18 protein-coding genes are annotated in these 18,563 nt (G+C 69.8%); 11 read left to right on the top strand and 7 right to left on the bottom strand.

What is annotated here, in order from left to right; translation table 11 throughout:
* Positions 1-86: 86 nt before the first annotated feature.
* Positions 87-1,106 (bottom strand): EF-P beta-lysylation protein EpmB, encoded by a 1,020-nt coding sequence (gene epmB, locus U8331_RS09885; RefSeq protein ID WP_481130875.1) that lies wholly within the window; start codon positions 1,104-1,106, stop codon positions 87-89.
* Positions 1,107-1,214: 108 nt separating this feature from the next.
* On the opposite strand from epmB, the gene efp reads away from it, so the two are divergent.
* The 7 genes from efp to U8331_RS09850 all read left to right on the top strand — a co-directional run bounded on the left by efp (position 1,215) and on the right by U8331_RS09850 (position 8,238).
* On the top strand, positions 1,215-1,781 hold the full coding sequence (gene efp / locus U8331_RS09880; protein WP_481130874.1) for an elongation factor P: 567 nt from the start codon (positions 1,215-1,217) through the stop codon (positions 1,779-1,781).
* On the top strand, positions 1,782-3,119 hold the full coding sequence (locus tag U8331_RS09875) for a TRZ/ATZ family hydrolase (protein ID WP_481130873.1): 1,338 nt from the start codon (positions 1,782-1,784) through the stop codon (positions 3,117-3,119).
* A 57-nt stretch (positions 3,120-3,176) separates the two neighbouring features.
* Positions 3,177-3,899 carry a bifunctional 2-polyprenyl-6-hydroxyphenol methylase/3-demethylubiquinol 3-O-methyltransferase UbiG gene (gene ubiG, locus U8331_RS09870; protein WP_481130872.1) on the top strand — a complete coding sequence of 241 codons (723 nt, stop codon included), beginning with the start codon at positions 3,177-3,179 and terminating at the stop codon, positions 3,897-3,899.
* Positions 3,896-4,588, top strand: coding sequence for a phosphoglycolate phosphatase (locus tag U8331_RS09865; protein ID WP_481130871.1), 693 nt, complete (start codon positions 3,896-3,898; stop codon positions 4,586-4,588). Before ubiG ends, U8331_RS09865 begins: the two co-directional genes overlap by 4 nt.
* On the top strand, positions 4,581-5,330 hold the full coding sequence (locus U8331_RS09860) for a phytoene/squalene synthase family protein (protein ID WP_481130870.1): 750 nt from the start codon (positions 4,581-4,583) through the stop codon (positions 5,328-5,330). The genes U8331_RS09865 and U8331_RS09860 overlap by 8 nt, the downstream gene beginning before the upstream one ends.
* 101 nt (positions 5,331-5,431) lie before the next feature.
* On the top strand, positions 5,432-6,361 hold the full coding sequence (gene folE2, locus U8331_RS09855) for a GTP cyclohydrolase FolE2 (RefSeq protein WP_481130869.1): 930 nt from the start codon (positions 5,432-5,434) through the stop codon (positions 6,359-6,361).
* Between the two features lie 200 nt (positions 6,362-6,561).
* Entirely contained in the window at positions 6,562-8,238 is a 1,677-nt protein-coding gene (locus U8331_RS09850; RefSeq protein ID WP_481130868.1) for a GGDEF domain-containing protein, read from the top strand.
* A 14-nt stretch (positions 8,239-8,252) separates the two neighbouring features.
* On the opposite strand, the gene U8331_RS09845 is transcribed toward U8331_RS09850, so the two are convergent.
* From U8331_RS09845 to yidD, 3 genes are read right to left on the bottom strand one after another with little or no spacing between them, the layout of a single operon-like run.
* Positions 8,253-9,119 carry a M23 family metallopeptidase gene (locus tag U8331_RS09845; protein ID WP_481130867.1) on the bottom strand — a complete coding sequence of 289 codons (867 nt, stop codon included), beginning with the start codon at positions 9,117-9,119 and terminating at the stop codon, positions 8,253-8,255.
* Positions 9,116-10,462 (bottom strand): dihydroorotase, encoded by a 1,347-nt coding sequence (locus U8331_RS09840; protein WP_481130866.1) that lies wholly within the window; start codon positions 10,460-10,462, stop codon positions 9,116-9,118. Before U8331_RS09840 ends, U8331_RS09845 begins: the two co-directional genes overlap by 4 nt.
* Before the next feature lie 39 nt (positions 10,463-10,501).
* Complete coding sequence (gene yidD / locus U8331_RS09835) at positions 10,502-10,720, bottom strand: membrane protein insertion efficiency factor YidD (protein ID WP_481130865.1); 219 nt, start codon at positions 10,718-10,720, stop codon at positions 10,502-10,504.
* Between the two features lie 197 nt (positions 10,721-10,917).
* On the opposite strand from yidD, the gene dksA reads away from it, so the two are divergent.
* On the top strand, positions 10,918-11,967 hold the full coding sequence (gene dksA, locus U8331_RS09830) for an RNA polymerase-binding protein DksA (protein WP_481130864.1): 1,050 nt from the start codon (positions 10,918-10,920) through the stop codon (positions 11,965-11,967).
* Between the two features lie 231 nt (positions 11,968-12,198).
* On the opposite strand, the gene U8331_RS09825 is transcribed toward dksA, so the two are convergent.
* From U8331_RS09825 to cysS, 3 genes are read right to left on the bottom strand one after another with little or no spacing between them, the layout of a single operon-like run.
* On the bottom strand, positions 12,199-13,440 hold the full coding sequence (locus tag U8331_RS09825) for an MFS transporter (protein WP_481130863.1): 1,242 nt from the start codon (positions 13,438-13,440) through the stop codon (positions 12,199-12,201).
* Between the two features lie 3 nt (positions 13,441-13,443).
* Positions 13,444-13,893 (bottom strand): SufE family protein, encoded by a 450-nt coding sequence (locus U8331_RS09820; protein WP_481130862.1) that lies wholly within the window; start codon positions 13,891-13,893, stop codon positions 13,444-13,446.
* A gap of 55 nt (positions 13,894-13,948) precedes the next feature.
* On the bottom strand, positions 13,949-15,370 hold the full coding sequence (gene cysS, locus U8331_RS09815) for a cysteine--tRNA ligase (RefSeq protein WP_481130861.1): 1,422 nt from the start codon (positions 15,368-15,370) through the stop codon (positions 13,949-13,951).
* A gap of 136 nt (positions 15,371-15,506) precedes the next feature.
* Between cysS and U8331_RS09810 the strand changes: the two genes are divergently transcribed.
* The 3 genes from U8331_RS09810 to U8331_RS09800 all read left to right on the top strand — a co-directional run bounded on the left by U8331_RS09810 (position 15,507) and on the right by U8331_RS09800 (position 18,480).
* Positions 15,507-15,956 carry a hypothetical protein gene (locus tag U8331_RS09810; protein ID WP_481130860.1) on the top strand — a complete coding sequence of 150 codons (450 nt, stop codon included), beginning with the start codon at positions 15,507-15,509 and terminating at the stop codon, positions 15,954-15,956.
* 280 nt (positions 15,957-16,236) lie between these two features.
* The gene (locus U8331_RS09805; protein ID WP_481130859.1) at positions 16,237-17,253 is read left to right on the top strand and encodes an N-acetylornithine carbamoyltransferase; all 1,017 of its coding nucleotides are present in this window, start codon (positions 16,237-16,239) and stop codon (positions 17,251-17,253) included.
* A 33-nt stretch (positions 17,254-17,286) separates the two neighbouring features.
* Entirely contained in the window at positions 17,287-18,480 is a 1,194-nt protein-coding gene (locus U8331_RS09800) for an argininosuccinate synthase (RefSeq protein ID WP_481130858.1), read from the top strand.
* The last annotated feature ends 83 nt before the right edge of the window (positions 18,481-18,563 follow it).

Below are 18,563 nucleotides of genomic sequence, written 5' to 3'. Positions count from 1 at the left end.
TCCGTCCGTGACGCCCCTCAAGTGTTGCAACGTGAATGCGGTCCCGGAACGGCCGCCCGGTCGCAGAATCGCGCCCGACAGGACCGCTACAGCGGCCGCTTGCCCGTATCGCCGGCCACTTCGCGGACCAGCCGCGGGACCAGGTAGCCCGACAGCCGCGCGGCGAGCCCGGCATGCAGTGCGCGGGCGCGGTCGTCATCGACTTCGAAGTGCGCCGCACCCTGGACCCGGTCGAGCTGGTGCAGGTAGTAGGGCAGCACGCCCGCCTGGTGGCCGCGCTCCGACAATGCCGCAAGAGCGTCGACCGAGTCGTTGACGCCTCGCAGCAGCACCGCCTGGTTCAGCAACGTCACGCCGGACTGGCGCAACCGGCCGAGCGCCAGGTCCACCGCCTCGTCGAACTCGTTGGCGTGGTTGGCGTGCAGCACCACGGTAACCGGCCAGGGCAGGCCGGCCAGCCACGCCAGCAACGCGTCGTCGACCCTTTCCGGCAGTACGACCGGCAGGCGGGTGTGTACCCGAAGCCGGCGCAGGTGGCCCACCGCGCCCAGCGCTCCGGTCAGCTCGGCCAGTTTGCCGGTCGCCAGCGACCAGGGGTCGCCGCCCGACAGGATGACCTCTTCGATGCTGCGGTCTTCGCGGATGAGCTCCACCGCCTCGCGCCATCCGCCTGCGGCTGCGGTTTCCTGCGCGTAGGGGAAGTGCCGGCGGAAGCAGTACCGGCAGTTGATCGCGCAACTGCCGGTGGCGACCAGCAATGCACGGCCGCGGTACTTCTGGATCACGCCGTGGCCGGACCTGGCCGCGCCATCGCCGACCGCATCGAGGCTGAAGCCCGGCATCGGCCGCATCTCGGCGTCGAGCGGCAATACCTGCCGCAGCAGCGGGTCGTGCGGGTTGCCAGCGCGCATGCGGGCGACGAACCCGCGCGGCACCCGCAACGGGAACTGGGCCACCGCCGCGTCGGATACCCCGAGCGCCGCCGCATCCAGCCCCAGCAGGTCGAGCAGCTCGCGCGGATCGCGCACGGCGTCGCGCCACAGCTGTTGCCAGCGTGGCGACTGCAGAGCGGCTGGCTGCGGCGGGAGGGGGGCTGCGGGTATCATTCGGATCCAGTTCTGCCTGCGGACCGGTCGTCCGGATGCAGCCCGACATTCTAGCTGCCCGCGTCCGCGTGGGCGCGCCACATCCATCTACATCGCAGGAGCTCCAGCATGGCCACCTACGGCATGAACGACGTCAAGAACGGGATGAAGATCCTGGTCAACAACGACCCGTGCATCATCACCGACACCGAGTACGTCAAGCCGGGCAAGGGCCAGGCCTTCACCCGCATGAAGTACCGCAGCATCAAGACCGGTCGCGTGCAGGAAATCACCATGAAGGCGACCGACTCGGTCGAGGCGGCCGACGTGGTCGACACCGACATGCAGTTCCTCTATGGCGACGGCGAGTACTGGCACTTCATGGACCCCTCCAGCTTCGAGCAGGTCCAGGCCGACAAGAACGGCGTCGGCGACGCGGCCAAGTGGCTCAAGGGCGAGGAGGAGTGCGTGGTGACGCTGTGGAACGGCGTGCCGATCTTCGTCAACCCGCCGAACTTCGTCGAGCTGAAGATCACCGAGACCGATCCGGGCGTCCGCGGCGACACCTCCGGTGGCGGCGGCAAGCCGGCCACGCTGGAAACCGGCGCGGTGGTCCGCGTGCCGCTGTTCGTCGGCCAGGACGAAGTCATCAAGGTCGACACCCGTTCGGGCGAGTACGTCAGCCGGGTGAAGTGAATGAATGACCTCGCCTCCCAGCCCTGCGACCTCCTGATCGAAGCCGGCTGGGTGGTTCCGGTCCAGCCGCACGACGTGGTCCTGCCAGACCACGCCGTGGCGGTCACCGACGGGGTCATCGTCGCGGTCCTGCCGATCGCCGAGGCGCGCGCCCGCTTCCAACCAAGGGAGACGGTGTCGCGGCCGCAGGCGGCGCTGATCCCGGGACTGGTCAACGCCCACACCCACAATCCGATGTCGCTGCTGCGCGGCGTGGCCGACGACCTGCCGCTGATGGAGTGGCTGCAGGGCCACATCTGGCCGGTCGAGGCGGCGGTGATCGGGCCGGAGTTCGTCAGCGACGGCGTCACCCTGGCGATCGCCGAGATGCTGCGCGGCGGCACCACCTGCGCCAACGAGAACTACTTCTTCCCCGACGCGCAGGCGGCCACCTACAAGCGTCAAGGCTTCCGTGCGGTGGTCGGGCTGCCGGTGATCGATTTCCCGACCGCGTGGGCGGCGACCGACGACGAATACTTCGACCGCGCCGGCGAGGTCCACGACCAGTGGCGCGGTGATCCGCTGGTCACGATGGCCTTCGTGCCGCACGCGCCGTACACGGTGTCGGACGCGAGTTTCGAGCGGATCCGGATGCTGTCCGACCAGCTCGACCTGCCGGTCCACCTGCACACCCACGAGACCGCGCACGAGGTCGAGGAGTCGCGGGAGAAGCATGGCCAGCGGCCGCTCGCGCGGCTTGACCGACTTGGCCTGGTCAACGACCGGCTGATGGCCGTGCACATGACCGCGCTGACCGACGGCGAGATCGAGCTGTGCGCGCAGCGTGGCGTCAGCGTGGTGCACTGCCCCGAGTCCAACCTCAAGCTGGCGTCGGGCTTCTGCCCGGTCGGCAAGTTGGAGAAGGCCGGTGTCAACATCGCCATCGGCACCGACGGCGCGGCCAGCAACAACGACCTCGACATGTTCGGCGAGATGCGCACCGCGGCGCAGCTGGCCAAGGCGGTGGCCGACGACGCCGCGGCCTTCAGCGCCGCCAGCGCGCTGCGCGCGGCGACCCTCGGCGGTGCGAAGGCGATGGGGCTGGAGCACGCGATCGGCTCGATCGAAGTCGGCAAGCAGGCCGACCTGGCCTGCGTCGACCTCGGCCAGCTCGAGAGCCAGCCGCTGTTCCACGTGGTCTCGCAGCTGGTCTACGCGACCGGTCGCCACCAGGTCAGCGACGTCTGGATCGCTGGACGCCCGAAACTGCGCCAGCGCGAACTGGTGGATATGGACGTCGCGGCGTTGATCGCCAACGCGCGACAGTGGCGCGAGCGGATCGCCGCGATCCGCGCCTGACGCGGCCGGAACAGCGCGCCCGGCTCCAGCCACGCATCGCATCGACGAGAGGGTTCAATGACCGCATCGCACGCCTCCCCAGGCGGTAATTTCAGCCAGGCCGAACTCGACAAGTTCGGTGCGCTCGCCCAGCGCTGGTGGGACCCCCACGGTCCGCAGAAGGCGCTCCACGCGATGAACCCGGTACGGCTGCGGTACGTTGCCGACCGGGTGCCGTTGCCCGGTTCCCGGGTGCTGGACGTCGGGTGCGGCGGGGGGCTGCTCAGCGAGGCGCTGGCCGGTGCCGGCGCGCAGGTCACCGCGATCGACCTCGCCCCGGAGCTGCTGAAGGTGGCGCGCCTGCACGGGCTCGAAAGCGGGCTCCAGGTCGATTACCGGCTGCAGCCGGTGGAGGCGATCGCCGCAGAGGAAGGCGGTGGCTTCGATGCGGTCACCTGCATGGAGATGCTGGAGCACGTGCCGGACCCCGTCGCGATCGTCGCGGCCTGCGCGCGCCTGCTCAAACCGGGCGGGCGCCTGTTCCTGTCCACCCTCAACCGCACGCCGGCCGCGTTCGCCCTGGCGATCGTCGGTGCCGAGTACGTCGCCGGGCTGCTGCCGAAGGGCACCCATCGGTACCGCGACTTCATCCGGCCGTCCGAACTCGGCGGCTGGCTGCGCGGCGTCGGCCTGCAGCTCGAAGACGTGAGCGGACTGATGTACCAGCCGTGGAGCAACAGTGCGCGCCTCACCGGCCGCACCGACGTCAACTATCTCGCCTGCGCGCGCAAGCCGGCATGACCGCCGCGTCGGAGGGAACCGGTTTCCCCAGGGCCGTGCTGTTCGACCTCGACGGCACCCTGCTCGACAGCGCGCCCGACATGCTCGCCGCGGTCAACGCGATGCGTACCGCACGCGGTGCGGCGCCGATGTTGTTGGCCGAATTGCGTCCGCACGTGTCCAAGGGCGCGCGGGCGATGGTGCAGGCCGCCTTTCCGGACAGCGATGCTGCCGAGCGCGAAGGCTGGATCCCCGAGTTCCTCGAGTGCTACCAGCGCGAGCTTGGCCGGCACTGCGGTCCATTCGACGGCATCGAGGCGATGCTCGCCAGCCTCGAGGCTGCCGGCACCCGCTGGGGCATCGTCACCAACAAGCCCGAGTACCTGGCTGCGCAACTGGTCCCGATGCTGGGCTGGAAAGAGCGGTGCGCGGTGCTGATCGGCGGTGACAGCCTGGCGGCACGCAAGCCCGATCCGCTTCCGCTGCTGGTCGCGGCCGAACGCATCGAGGTGGAACCGGGTCAGTGCATTTATGTCGGCGACGACGAGCGCGACATCGTCGCCGCGCGCGCGGCCGGCATGCCGTCGGTCGTCGCGTTGTGGGGGTATCGTTTGTCGGAAGACGATCCCTTTGCCTGGCGCGGCGACGTCCTGATCGATCGGCCGCGAGACCTGTGCGATGCCATGGCCTGGCCGCGCTGCCATGCCTGAGGCCAGGTCGGAGGCGGCGCCCGACGTGCGCGACGACGGTGCCCAGGCGTTGGCGGGGTTTGTCGACAAATGGCGTGCGCGCTGGCCGGAATGGGCGATCGCCGAGGTGTTCGTGCCCGCGACGCAGCGGCCTACGGCACTCGCCTGGGCCGCCCTGCAGCAGGAACTGACCGACGCCGCATGGGGCGGCAGTGACCCGGTGCCGGGCCAGGCGAAGCTGGGTTGGTGGCAGGAGGAACTGGTCGGCTGGAGCCGCGGTGCCCGCCGCCATCCGCTCGGCGCCGCGCTGCAGCGGGCGCCGGCGCCGTGGGGGGCGCTGGCGGCCTCGCTGCCGTCGCTGGCCGGCAGCCGGGATCGCCCCGGCGACGCGGAAGAAGCCTTCGCGGCGGTGGCGCCGTTCGCGGACGCGGTGGCCGCGGTGGACGCGGCGCTGTTCGCCGGGCGCGCGCCCCCGGATCGGGACGCCGGGGCGCTGGTCACGGCGACGCTGCTGGCCGGACGGTTGCTGCTCGAAGGCGATGCCGGGGTACCGCTGAGCCTGCTTGCGCGGGCAGGGCAGGCCGACCCGCGACCGTCGTGGGCTGCCCGCCTGCGGCAGCGGTGGCCCGGCGCGGGCGCCGCGAGCCGGCCGCGACGGCTCTGGGCCGCACTGGCCAGGGCGCGCCTGGCGCAGCCGGACCCCGCAGGCCCACTGGCGGGCTGGCGCGCGCTGCTGACGGGCTGGCGTGCCGCGCGACGCTGAGGGCTGCGACGCACTGTTCCAGTCCCGCCGCCGGGCCGCGATCGCCGCGCCGGTAGAATGACCGCGTTGCAAACCCCGCACGCTGTCCCCACCCAGAGCCCGTGACCACGATTTCCAACCCCCCCCGCCGCCTGCCCGATGTCGCCCACGACGCTGCCGCGATGGCACGTCCGCTGGACTGGGTCGGGATGTCCAACATCGCGGTGCCGCTCCGGATCGCCGGCCCGGGTGGCGAGGCGATGCAGGTAGCGGCGTCGGTGGACGTATCGGTCAACCTGCTCGATCCCGACGCCCGCGGCATCCACATGTCGCGGTTGTACCTGGAGTTGCAGCACGCCTTCGCCAGCGAGGCGGTGACGCCCGCCGGCCTGCGCCGCGTCCTCCAGACGCTGGTCGACACCCAGGCCGGGTTGTCGAGCGCGGCCCGCCTGGTGCTCCGCTACGAGCAGCTGCTGCTGCGGCCGGCCCTGGCCAGCAGCAACGCCGGGTGGAAGCGGTATCCCGTCGAGATCGACGCCACGCTGGTCGACGGTCACCTGAAGCTGTCGCTGTGCCTCTCGGTGGAGTACTCCAGCACCTGCCCGGCTTCCGCGGCGCTGTCGCGGCAGCTCAATGCCGACCGTTTCGCGGAGGACTTCGCCGACACCCGTCCACTGGCGAGTGCGGTCCACGATTGGCTTTCGTCCGAGCGCGGGCTCGCCGCCACTCCGCACGCCCAGCGCAGCCGCGCCGACATCCGCGTCGAGTTGAGGCCCGCATTCGACGAGTTGCCGCTGACGGCGCTGATCGACGCGGTCGAACAGGTACTGGCGACGCCGGTGCAGACCGCGGTCAAGCGTGAGGACGAACAGGCCTTCGCGCGGCTCAATGCGGCCAACCTGATGTTCTGCGAGGACGCCGCCCGCCGGGTGGCCGCAGCACTCTCGGCCGAGCCGCGCATTGAACGGTTCGACGCCGAGGTCGCCCACTTCGAGAGTCTGCACGCACATGACGCCGTCGCGCGCGTGACCGGAGCCGGCCCGCAGGCCTGATTTCACTCTCGGGCGGCCCCCAAGGTCGGCCCGGCTTTTCCCTGCCGTTGCATCCCGGCGCCACGTTCGCGCTATGCTCGGGCGACCGCACGGCCGGGGTGGGTATGGGGACGCCGCTGCATCGGTGGTTGCACGGGTTATTCACGGGTCTGTCTTTCGCGACAGCGCGGCTGCGGCTGCCTGTCGGGACGCTGCTGGCCGTGGTGGCGGTCGTCGTGTTCGCAACGCCTGCCCGCGCCGACGTCACGGCTGCCGACGCCCTTCCGGGGCTGACTCTTTCTCGACTCGACGCCGATCCGGTCCCGCTGCGGGTGCTTGCGGGGGAGCTGGACGGCGATTTCGTACCGGTCGCGGAGGCGGTGATCCGGGAGCGATCCGCGGAGCCGCGCTGGTGGCGGATCGTGCCGGACCGCGCGATGAGCGCCGGGAACCCGCAACTGGTGCTGCGCTCACCGCAGTTGGCCAGCGTGGAAGCCTGGACGCCCGGCAACCCGATGCCGATCCATCGCGCTTTGCACGGCGCACCCGACGATCCGTCCTTTTCCACCCGTGCGCTGGTGATCCCGTTGCCGCAAGCCCTCGCGGCAGGTGAACCGGTGTACCTGCGCGTGCAGGCCCCGATCGCGGTGGCGATGCCGGTCGCTATCCAGCCGCTGGCGCAGGTCCACCACGACGACCTGGTCCACGTGGCGTGGCGTAGTGCCATCCTGATGGCGTTGTCACTGCTGGCGGTGCTGGCCCTCGGCTTCTGGGTCGGAATCGGCGAGCGGAGTTACGGGTACCTCCTGCTGGCACTGTCGGCACAGGTCGCGTTCTTCGCCAGCAACGGCGGCGAGACGCGGCTGCTCCCGGGCATGGCGACGCTGGTGGGCGGTGATCCGCGCGGGACCATGCTGCTGGGGCTGGTCAGCGCCCTGGCGAGTCTGGCGTTCCTGGTGCACTACCTCGAACTTCGGCAGCGCCAGCCCCGGGTGGCGCGCGTACTGGGTGGCTGCGCTACCGTCCTGGTCGTGCTTGCCATGGCCACGGTGGCGGGGCTGGTCCGCTGGGTGGCGCCTCTGGCCCACCTGACCGCGATCGTGGCGGCGGCCGCGGTGTTCGTCGCCGGTGCGGTCGGCATCGCCCAACGCCAGCGGGCCGCGTTCTTCGTCATGCTGTCGTGGTTGCCCGCGATGGCCCTGTTGCTGGTGGGTAGCGGGGCGTTCTTCGGCCTGTGGCCGGCGCCGGGCTGGCTGGTGCACGCGCTCCCCGGCGCATTCGTGCTGTCGGGGCTGGTGATCATGGTCGGGCTTACCGACACCCTGCAGCAGATGCGCCGCGATCGCGACCATGCCAGCCGGCTGGCGACCTTCGACGCACTGACCGGCGCGTTGTCGCGCCCGGCGATGGAACAGAAGCTCGCCTCCAGCGTCGCCGAAGCGCACCAGAGCGGGACGCCGTTGTCGGTGGTGTTCTTCGACGTGGACCGCTTCAAGCGCATCAACGACGACCACGGCCACCGGGTCGGCGACAGCTTCCTGAAGTTCATCACCCTGCGGACCCGGAACCGCCTGCGCACATACGACGTGATCGGCCGCTGGGGCGGGGACGAGATGGTGGTGATGCTGCCCGACACGCGCCTGAGCGAGGCCCTCGGGGTGGCCGAGAACCTGCGCTCGGCCATCAACTGCCGCCCCCTGTCGATCGACGGGCAACTGTTCGAGGCGAGCCTGAGCCTCGGCGTGGCCGAACTCGCCGCCGGGGAAACCGTCGAGCACCTGGTGGAGCGGGCGGACTCCGCGCTTTACGCCAGCAAGCTGGCCGGGCGGGACCGCGTCACCGGGCACGACCCGCGCGTCACCGGCAGCCATCCGCGTTTCGTCGCCACGTCCAAATAGCCGGCCGTTGCCGCTTACTGGCGCTCCAGCACCAGCAGCGGGTCCACCCGCACGTCGAACCAGTTCATGCCCCAGTGCAGGTGCGGCCCGGTGGCGCGTCCGGTGGCACCCACGGCGCCGATCACCTGGCCCTGTGCCACGACATCGCCGGGGTGTACGTCCATTCGCGACAGGTGCAGGAAGTTCGAGCTGACACCGTGGCCGTGGTCGAGCAGGATCGTGCCACCGGTCAGGTAGAGATCGTCGGCGAAGGTGACCACGCCCGCAGCCGGTGCAAGCACCGGTGTACCGTTCGGGGCGGCGATGTCCATGCCCGAATGGGCCGACCCCGGCGTGCCGTTGTAGATGCGCTGGTTGCCGAATCGTCCGCTGATGCGCCCCCGCACGGGCCAGACGAAGTGCTGGGCGAAGCCGGTGCGCGGGTCGTCGCGGGTGCGCGCGGCGCTGACAGCCGCCTGTTCGCGCGCGATGCGCGCGGCGATCGCGGGCGGCGGCTCGACGGTTCTTCCGGGCACTCCGTTGACGCGCTCGATCGGCCAGTCGCGTGCGGTCACCGCGATGGTCGCCGTCTCGCTGCGGCCGTCGGGATGCACCACTTCCACGGTGACCGGTGCGTCCGCGTCGCGCGCGACGCCGAACACCACGCTGCCGTAGCCGGTCACCCGCAGGTCGCGGCCTGCGTGGCGGGCACGGCTGCCCGGCGGGACCTTGCCGATGACGAGCGCGCCCTGTTGTACCGACGTCGGGAACACGATCCTCCCGTCCGCGGCCGGATGCGCCGAGGCGGCCGCCGGGCTCTCCTGCGCCACGGCAGGCCCCATCGACATCCCTGCGCCTCCCAGCAGCCACGCCGCCGCCGCTACGCGCAGCGCTTTCGTCATCGGTCGAACTCCAGCCGCTGCCCGTTCGGCGTGCCGACCAGCTCGCGCCCGTTCCATGCCAGCTGGCCGTTGACCCACGTCGACGCGATGCGGCTGTGGAACGTGCGCCCTTCGAAGGGCGACCACCCGCACTTCGACAGCACGTCCTCGCGACGGACCACGAAGGGGGTGTCGTCGATCAGTACCAGGTCGGCGGCGTAGCCTTCGCGCAGGAAGCCACGTTCCTTCACGTCGAACAGTTGCGCGGGGGCATGGGCGAACTTCTGCACCACCTGGGCGGTGGTCAGGTCACCCTCGTGCACCAGCTCCAGCGCAGCATTGAGCGCGTACTGCACCAGTGGCAGCCCGCTGGGCGCCCTGGTGTACGGGTTCTGCTTCTCTTCCAGCAGGTGCGGGGCGTGGTCGGTCGCGAGCACGTCGATAACGTCACCGGCCACGGCGCGGATCAGCGCTTCACGGTCGGACGCGTCCTTGATCGCCGGGTTGCACTTGATCAGGTGGCCCAGCTCGGCGTAATCGCTGCGGTCGAAACGCAGGAAGTGGATGCAGGTTTCGGCGGTGATCTGCTTGCGGGTGCCGTCGGCGCGCACCAGCGGGCCGGCCTCGAACAGCGCCAGCTCGTCCGCGGTCGAAATGTGCAGCACGTGCAGGCGGGTGCCGTGCCTGCGCGCCAGCGAGAGCGCCAGCTGCGTCGACTTCATGCAGGCTTCGCGCGAGCGGATGTCGGGATGGCAGGCGGCCGGGATGTCGTCGCCGTACTGCGCCTTGTAGCGGGCCATGTTGGCCTCGATCATCGGGGTGTCTTCGCAGTGGGTGATGATCGGCGTGGGCACGTCGCGGAACACCGCGTCGAGCACCTCCGGATCATCCACCAGCATGTTGCCGGTCGACGCCCCCATGAACACCTTGACCCCGGGCGCGGACAGTGGATCCAGGCGCTGGATGTGCTCCAGGTTGGTGGTGCTGGTGCCCATGTAGAAGCCGTAGTTGCCGCGGACGCGACCGGCGGCGCGGCGGTACTTGTCTTCCAGCGCGTCGGCATCGAGCGTCGGCGGGCTGGTGTTGGGCATGTCCATGAAGCTGGTCAGCCCGCCAGCCACCGCGGCGGCCGACTCCACCGCCATGTCGGCCTTGTACTCCAGGCCGGGCTCGCGGAAGTGCACCTGGTCGTCGATCATGCCCGGCAGCAACCGCCGTCCCGCCGCGTCGATCACCGTCTCCCCCGGCCGGCCTTCCAGGCCGCTGCCGATCTGCGCGATCCGGCCGTGCTCGATCCGCAGGTCGCCGTCGAACTCACGACCTTCGTTGACCATGCGGGCATTGACGATGAGGGTGGCGGTCATCTGGGATCCTTTGGTTGATGTGAGGGCGTATGCGTATGGCTACGCGGGAGGCACCGGGTCGTGGCCGCCGGGATGCAGCGGGTGGCAACGCAGGACACGCCGCACTGCCAGCCAACCGCCCCTGAGAGCGCCGAACCGCGCCACGGCCTGCATGGCGTACTCCGAGCAGGTGGGATGGAACCGGCAACGCGGCCCGAGCAGCGGGCTGATCCAACGCTTGTAGCCGCGCAGCAGGGCGATGAGCAGGCGGTCGATCATGGACTGGGCAACGGTTTTGACGCCATGGTGGACCGCAGGGTGTAGCGTGGGGGTGCAGGCCTCCACCGGGTCCTGTCGAACCGGCCCCGCGAAGCCGTGTTTACGGGCGCTTCGAAGGTTGCCGCAGCTGTCGGGGCAGGGTATAACAGCGCGCTTTCCCGTCACAAGGGAAGATAAAGGACAAGCCGCTCGTGGCAATGAAAAAATCCGCGAAGAAAGCCGTCAAAACCGCCAGCAAATCCGCCGCCAAAAAGGCCGTTCCGGCCAGCAAGACGGTGAAGAGCACGGCGGCAAAGAAGCCCGTGGCCAAGAAGCCGGTCGCGAAGAAGACCGCGAGCAAGGCCCCGGCCAGGAAGGCGGTGCCTGCGAAGAGCGCGCCGAAGAAGGCCGCGGCAAAGAAGCCCGTGGCAAAGAAGCCCGTCCCGACCAAGGCTGCTTCGAAGAAGGCGGTACCCGCCGGCAAGGCGACGAAGAAGTCGGCCACGTCGGCGGTCGCCAAGAAGCCGGTGGCGACCAAGGCGCCGCCTGCAAAGAAGCCGGCGGCCAAGTCCCCGGCCGCCAGGACGCCGGCCGCGAAGCCGCCGTCGAAGAAGGTCGTCGCCGCAAAGAAGCCGGTCGCGCAAAAGGCGCCGGCGGCTTCCAGGTCGTCGACGCCGGAGTCATCCGCCAACAAGGCGGCCAACGCACCGGTTTCGAAGAAGCCGGCCCAGCCGCCTGCCGCGGCCCCGGCCAAGCGGCCCGTCGGCAAGGTTGCTGTCGCGGTCGCGGCCAAGCCGCAGCCCCCCGCACCCAGAGGTAAAGTGAAAGTCGTGCCTTACAAGACAGAAAAAGATGGTCGTCCGATCGTTCCCGAAGGCTATCGGCCGACGGCGGACGAGGAGTACATGAGCCCGCTGCAACTCGAGTATTTCCGCCAGCGCCTGCTGAAATGGCGCGCGGATCTGGTCGAGGAGTCCAAGCAGACGATCGAGAACCTGAAGGACGAAGTCCGTGACGTGGGCGACGAAGCCGAGCGCGCGACCCGCGAAACGGAGAACTCGCTGGAGCTGCGCACGCGCGATCGTTATCGCAAGCTGATCAGCAAGATCGACAGCACGCTCAAGCGGGTGGACTCCGGCGATTACGGCTTCTGCGTCGATACCGGCGAGGAGATCGGCCTGGACCGGCTCGAGGCACGCCTCACCGCCGAGCGCACGATCGATGCGCAGGAGCGCTGGGAGCACCTGCAGAAGCAGATGGGCGACTGAGGCGCTCCGCCTTTCGCTCCACCGGAAAGCCCCGCCATCGCGGGGCTTTCTGTTTTTGTGCCCTCTGTCGTAACAAGATGCGCGCTCCAGCGGACCTGTGGTTTTGGGTGTCTTCCCGCATTTGTAGGAGCGGCTTCAGCCGCGATGTGGAACCGCTGCGGCCGGGGCCGATTATCCGATCGCGGCTGAAGCCGCTCCTACAGGAGCTGAGTCGCTCGCGCGAACGCCCGGTCAATGTAATTCGCGCAGGTCCATCCGCCGCAGTGCAGGCGCGAGTCGCGCGGTGATGCCGACCACCAGTAGCGTCATCGTCCCGCCGAACACCACCGACGGCACCAGCCCGAGCAGTCGCGCCGCCACGCCGGACTCGAACGCGCCCAGCTCATTGGAGGACCCGATGAAGATGCCGTTGATCGAGGCGACCCGGCCGCGCATGGCATCCGGCGTGGCCAGCTGGACCACGGTCGAGCGGATCACCATGGACACGCTGTCGAGTGCGCCGGACAGCGCCAGCATCGCGATCGACAGCCACAGCAGCTCCGACAGCGCAAAGCCGATGATGCACACGCCGAACCCGGCGACCGAGCCCAGCAGCAGGTAACCGGCGTGGCGTTGAGGCGGCCGGCGCGCCAGCCACAGGCCCATGCCGACCGCCCCCAGCGCCGGTGCTGCGCGCAGCAGCCCGAGTGCTTCCGGACCTTCCGCGAACACCTCGGTGACGAACGCCGGCAGCAACGCCACGGCCCCGCCGAACAGCACCGAAAACATGTCCAGCGCAAGCGCCGCGAACACGACCTGGCTGTTCCGGACAAACCGCAGTCCCTCGCCGATGCTGGCGAAGATCGGGCCCCGCTGCAGCGGCAACGGCGGCTCGGTGACCGGCAGCCGCACCACGGCCGCCGCGGCCACCAGCGCGAAGCCGGTGGCGACCAGATAGGTCGACGTGATCCCGCCGCCTGCGATCAACAGCCCACCCAGCGCGGGGCCGAGTACCAGCCCGGTCTGCGTGGCCACGCTGCCCACGCCGGCGCCATGGGCGAACTCCTCGCGCTTGAGCACGCGGGCGAACAGCGACATGTAGACCGGCGTGAGGAACGCACGCACCAGCCCGTTGAGCGCCACCGCCGCGTAGATCAGCAGGTTCTCCGCCGAGCCGAAGCCGGCGGGCAGCAGGCCATGCGCGATGGCGGCCAGCAGCAGGGTGGTGGTGGCCAGCCCGAGGCAGGCGGCCATGCCGATTCGCCGTCGCGGCAGGTGGTCGACCGCGTAGCCGGCGAACAATGCGAAGCCGACGTAGGGAATGACCTCGGCCAGGCCGATCAGGCCGAGGGCGAGTGGGTCGGACGTGCGCTGGTAAAGCTGCCAGCCGACGGTGACGGTGAGGATCTGGTTGGCGAACAGGGCCAGCAGCCGGTAGCCGAGCAACCCCAGGAAGCCGCGGTTGCGCAACACCGTCGCCGCGTCGCCCGCCACCGGTCAGTCGGCCCGCGCGAGCACCGCGCCCGCGTGTTCCCGGATGAAGGCGAGCAGGGCCGCCAGCCCGTTGCTGCGCGTCGGTGACAGGTGCTTCGCCAGGCCGATGTCGGCGATGTAGTCGGCATCGGTGGCGACGATCTCCGCCGCGCTGCGCCCGGAGTACACCCGCAGCGCCAGGTAGATCAGCCCGGAGACGATGGCCGAGTCGCTCACCGCATGGAACTCGAGGCGCGCGGCGTCGCCACGCGGAACGATCCACACCATCGACTGGCAACCGTGCAGCCGGTGTTCCTCGGTCTTCCACTCATCGGGGAAGGCCGGGAGCTTGCGGCCGAGGTCGATCAGGTACTGGTAGCGCTCCGACCAGTCGCCGAAGAACGCGAACTCCTCGCGGATGGCTGCCTGGGCCTCGGCCGCGGTGGGTTCGAGCGGAAAGGGGGAGGTGGTCACGTGCGGTTTCCGATGGTTCTTGCGCGTCTGGCGACCGCGCAGGTGGGCATGGGGTTCAGGCGCGGCGCCAGCGTACGCCGGCCGGCGTGTCCTCCAGCAGGATGCCTTCGTCGGCGAGTTGCTGGCGGATCGCGTCGGCGCGGGCGAAGTCGCGGGCCTGTTTGGCCGCCGCGCGTTCGTCCACCAGCGCCTGGATCCGTACGTCGTCGCCGGCGGCGCCGCGCGCGAACCACTGCGCTGGCGACTGCTGCAGCAGGCCGAGCGCCCGTGCGCCGGCACGCAGGAGATTCCCCAGCGTGGCCAATTCCGCGAGCCGCTCGTCGCCGTCGTCGTGCCGTGGCGTCCCGGCGCCGATCGCGCTGCGCAGGCTGCGCGCATTCGCCGCGATCGCGGCCAGTTCGGCCAGCGCCCACGGGGTGTTGAGGTCGTCGTCCAGCGCTTCCTCGATGACCGCCGGTACGGCTCCGGCGTTACCGTCCGCAGCCACTAGCGCATCGATGTCCCGCAGGGTGCCGTAGAGCCGGTCCAGGGTGCGCACGCTCTGCTCGATCAGGGCGTCCGACCAGTCCAGCGGCTGCCGGTAGTGGGCCGAGAGCAGCGCATAGCGCAGCGCCTCCGGCGGATGGGCGCGGACCAGGTCGTGGACCTTCTCGATGTTGCCCAGCGACTTGCTCATCTTGGCGCCGCCGAAGTTGAGCATGCCGTTGTGCAGCCACCAGCGGGCGAACACCTTGCCACCGTGCGCGCATTCGCTCTGGGCGATTTCGTTCTCGTGGTGCGGGAACTGCAGGTCGACGCCGCCGGCATGGATGTCGATGGTCTCGCCCAGGTGGGCCGCCGCCATCGCCGAGCATTCGATGTGCCAACCCGGCCGGCCACGACCCCAGGGCGAATCCCAGCCGGGCAGATCATCGGTCGAGGGCTTCCACAGCACGAAGTCGCCCGGGTCCCGTTTGTACGGCGCGACTTCGACCCGCGCGCCGGCGAGCATGTCCTCCGTATCGCGACGCGAGAGCTTGCCGTAGCCGTCGAAGCTCGCCACCGAGAACAGCACGTGGCCCTCCGCGGCGTAGGCGTGGCCGGTGCCGATCAGGCGTTCGATCATCGCGACGATCTGGCCGATGTGTCCGGTCGCCTCCGGCTCCATGTCCGGCGGCGCGACGCCGAGGGCCGCCATGTCCTCCCGGTAGGCGGCGGCGAAGCGGTCGGTGATCGTCGAGATCGGCACGCCCTGTTCCTTCGCGGCGGCGTTGATCTTGTCGTCGACGTCGGTGATGTTGCGGGCGTAGGCGAGGGCGCCGTAGCGACGGCGCAGCAGGTCGGCGAGCACGCCGAACACCACCGGCCCGCGCGCGTTGCCGATGTGCACGTAGTTGTAGACCGTCGGGCCGCAGACATACATGGTCGGGCGGGAAGGATCGGCGGGCGCGAACGGCTCGGCCCGGCGGGTCAGGCTGTTGTAGAGGTGCAGGCTCATGGGGGGTATTGCCGGGATTTGCGACATTCTAGCCGGGGTGGGCACGGGTACCGGGGCATGACAGCAGGCATTCAGGCGTTTCCGCCGGCTCCCGCATACACTTGCTGAATACGCCTGCCCGAGCACCCCGAGCCGAATGAACCGCCTCGTCCTGTCGATGCCCATCCTGCTGACCGTCCTGTTGGCGAACGCGGCGTGGGCCCAGGAGACGACGGTGATCCAGGCCGAGAACGTGCGTTTCGCCTACGCGCAGGTGCTGCGGGTGACCCCGGTGTACCAGACCCTTACCGCCACCAGCATCGAAGAGCAGTGCGACCAGTCGCCGGCGCCGGACGCGGATCGCTCCGGGCTGTCGCGCGTCGTCGGTGCGGTCAAGGATGCGCTGACCCGGCAGAGTGACGAGCAGCCCGACCCCGGCTGCCGTGCCGTGCCGGTGGAGCGGGAGTTCCGCCGCCCGATCGCCTATGACGTCGACTACGTCTACAAGGGGGCCAAGTACCGCTCGCGACTGCCGGACGACCCGGGCAACCGCCTGCGGATACGGATCGGCGTCACCCCGGTGGTAACCGGTTCGCGCAGCCACTGAGCGCCTTTTCGCGGCCCGGCGGAAACCTGTTGCCGCCGGCCTGCGCACATGCGAGCATTCGCCACCGATGAGCCACCCCCGCGCCGACGCCGACATCATGACCTCCGCCTGGATGGCGGCGGGGATGACCTCGCGCGCGCGCCGACGCCTGCCTTCACTCCAGGCCGGGTAGCCGCTCGCACGCACGTCATCGTTGCGTGACACACGAAAGCCCAGCCTCTGCGCTGGGCTTTTTTGTTTTTCGCGCCCGGCGATTCCCTCTCCCCGAAGGACTCCCGAGATGACCCCGACTCCCCGCCACTTCCTCAACACCCAGGACTGGTCGCGCGCCGACCTCGACGCGCTGCTCGCGCAGGCCGCCGCGTTCAAGCGCGACAAACTCGGCGACCAGCTGCGCGGCAAGTCCATCGCGCTGGTGTTCTTCAACCCGTCGATGCGCACCCGCACCAGCTTCGAACTCGGCGCGTTCCAGCTTGGCGGCCATGCGGTGGTGCTGCAGCCGGGCAAGGATGCCTGGCCGATCGAATTCGACCTCGGCACGGTCATGGACGGCGAGGCCGAGGAGCACGTCGCCGAGGTCGCGCGGGTGCTCGGCCGCTACGCCGACCTGATCGGCGTGCGCGCGTTCCCGAAGTTCGTCGACTGGTCGGTCGACCGCGAGGACCGGGTGCTGCAGGCATTCGCGAAGTACTCGCCGGTGCCGGTGATCAACATGGAGACGATCACCCACCCGTGCCAGGAACTGGCCCACGCGATGGCGCTGCAGGAGCACTTCGGCACCGCCGACCTGCGCGGGAAGAAGTTCGTGCTGACCTGGACCTACCACCCGAAGCCGCTCAACACCGCCGTCGCCAACTCCGCCTTGACCATCGCCACCCGCATGGGCATGGACGTGACCCTGCTGTGTCCGACGCCCGAGTACGTGCTGGACGAGCGCTACATGGGCTGGGCCGATGCCAACGTCGCCGAGTCCGGCGGCTCGCTCGCGGTCAGCCACGACATCGACAGCGCCTACACCGGCGCCGACGTGGTGTACGCCAAGAGCTGGGGCGCATTGCCGTACTTCGGCAACTGGGCGCCGGAAAAGCCCATCCGCGACCGGTACAGGCACTTCATCGTCGACGAACGAAAGATGGCGTTGACCAACAACGGCGTCTTCAGCCATTGCCTGCCGCTGCGCCGCAACGTCAAGGCGACCGACGCGGTGATGGACTCGCCGCGCTGCATCGCGATCGACGAGGCCGAGAACCGCCTGCACGTGCAGAAGGCCGTGATGGCCACGCTCGCGAACCGCTGATCCGCGTCAACACACACTCCGAAGAATCCGACCATGAGCAAAGACATCGTCCTCGCCTTTTCCGGCGGCCTCGACACCAGCTTCTGCGTGCCCTACCTGCAGGAGCGCGGCTGGGCCGTGCACACCGTGTTCGCCGACACCGGCGGCGTCGACGCGGAGGAGCGCGCCTTCATCGAGCAGCGCGCCGCCGAACTGGGCGTCGCCAGCCACGTCACCGTCGACGGCGGCCCGGCGATCTGGTCGGGCTTCGTCAAGCCGTTCGTGTGGGCGGGCGAGGGCTACCAGGGCCAGTACCCGCTGCTGGTGTCGGACCGCTACCTGATCGTCGAGGCGGCGCTGGAGCGCTGCGCCGAACTCGGCACCCGCGCGATCGCCCACGGCTGCACCGGCATGGGCAACGACCAGGTCCGCTTCGACCTTGCGGTCAAGGCGCTGGGCGACTACGAGATCGTGGCCCCGATCCGCGAGATCCAGAAGGAGCACACCGAGGTCCGCGCCTACGAACAGGCCTACCTGGAGGAGCGCGGTTTCGCAGTGCGCGCCAGGCAGAAGGCCTACACGATCAACGAGAACCTGCTCGGCCTGACCATGTCCGGCGGCGAGATCGACCGCTGGCAGGCACCGGGCGAGGGCGCGGTGGGCTGGTGCAGGCCACGCGCCGAATGGCCGGCGCAGCCAATGCGGGTGCGGGTCGGCTTCGAGCGCGGTGAGGCGGTGACGCTGGATGGCGCGAAGGTCGCAGGTCACGAACTGCTGGCGAAGCTCAACGGCCTGTTCGCGCAGTACGGCGTCGGCCGCGGGCTCTATACCGGCGACACCACGATCGGCCTGAAGGGCCGGATCATCTTCGAGGCGCCCGGACTGGCTGCGCTGCTGGTCGCCCACCGCGCGCTGGAAGAGGCGGTGCTGAGTAAGCAGCAGAACCGCTTCAAGCCCGAGGTCGCGCGCAAGTGGGTGGAGCTGGTGTACGAAGGCTTCTTCCACGACCCGCTGAAGACCGACCTCGAAGCCTTCCTCGCATCCAGCCAGTTGACCGTCAACGGCGAGGTGGTGCTGGAGACCCACGGCGGCGTGGTCAACGCGGTCGCGGTCGAATCCCCGCACATCCTCAACACCAGCGGCGCGACCTATGCGCAGGCGGCGGACTGGGGCGTGGCCGAGGCCGAGGGCTTCATCAAGCTGTTCGGGATGAGCAGCACGCTTTGGGCGGAGGTCAACCGGAAGTAGCCCTGAATCGTCAGGTCGGATCCGATGTCCGACTGGACTTGCTCCGCGGCGTAGGAGCGACGTAAGTCGCGACCCGCCGACCC

This window comes from Lysobacter sp. CC-YZS074 (assembly GCF_056739745.1).
The sequence above is the reverse complement of the archived record's forward strand: the minus strand, read 5'-3'. Positions and strand labels throughout refer to the sequence as shown.

Excerpts from the sequence above, each read along its gene's own strand:
- epmB (WP_481130875.1), bottom strand. The coding sequence starts at position 1,106 with ATGATACCCGCAGCCCCCCTCCCGCCGCAGCCAGCCGCTCTGCAGTCG.
- efp (WP_481130874.1), top strand. The coding sequence starts at position 1,215 with ATGGCCACCTACGGCATGAACGACGTCAAGAACGGGATGAAGATCCTG.
- U8331_RS09875 (WP_481130873.1), top strand. The coding sequence starts at position 1,782 with ATGAATGACCTCGCCTCCCAGCCCTGCGACCTCCTGATCGAAGCCGGC.
- ubiG (WP_481130872.1), top strand. The coding sequence starts at position 3,177 with ATGACCGCATCGCACGCCTCCCCAGGCGGTAATTTCAGCCAGGCCGAA.
- U8331_RS09865 (WP_481130871.1), top strand. The coding sequence starts at position 3,896 with ATGACCGCCGCGTCGGAGGGAACCGGTTTCCCCAGGGCCGTGCTGTTC.
- U8331_RS09860 (WP_481130870.1), top strand. The coding sequence starts at position 4,581 with ATGCCTGAGGCCAGGTCGGAGGCGGCGCCCGACGTGCGCGACGACGGT.
- U8331_RS09845 (WP_481130867.1), bottom strand. The coding sequence starts at position 9,119 with ATGACGAAAGCGCTGCGCGTAGCGGCGGCGGCGTGGCTGCTGGGAGGC.
- U8331_RS09840 (WP_481130866.1), bottom strand. The coding sequence starts at position 10,462 with ATGACCGCCACCCTCATCGTCAATGCCCGCATGGTCAACGAAGGTCGT.
- yidD (WP_481130865.1), bottom strand. The coding sequence starts at position 10,720 with ATGATCGACCGCCTGCTCATCGCCCTGCTGCGCGGCTACAAGCGTTGG.
- dksA (WP_481130864.1), top strand. The coding sequence starts at position 10,918 with ATGAAAAAATCCGCGAAGAAAGCCGTCAAAACCGCCAGCAAATCCGCC.
- cysS (WP_481130861.1), bottom strand. The coding sequence starts at position 15,370 with ATGAGCCTGCACCTCTACAACAGCCTGACCCGCCGGGCCGAGCCGTTC.
- U8331_RS09810 (WP_481130860.1), top strand. The coding sequence starts at position 15,507 with ATGAACCGCCTCGTCCTGTCGATGCCCATCCTGCTGACCGTCCTGTTG.
- U8331_RS09805 (WP_481130859.1), top strand. The coding sequence starts at position 16,237 with ATGACCCCGACTCCCCGCCACTTCCTCAACACCCAGGACTGGTCGCGC.
- U8331_RS09800 (WP_481130858.1), top strand. The coding sequence starts at position 17,287 with ATGAGCAAAGACATCGTCCTCGCCTTTTCCGGCGGCCTCGACACCAGC.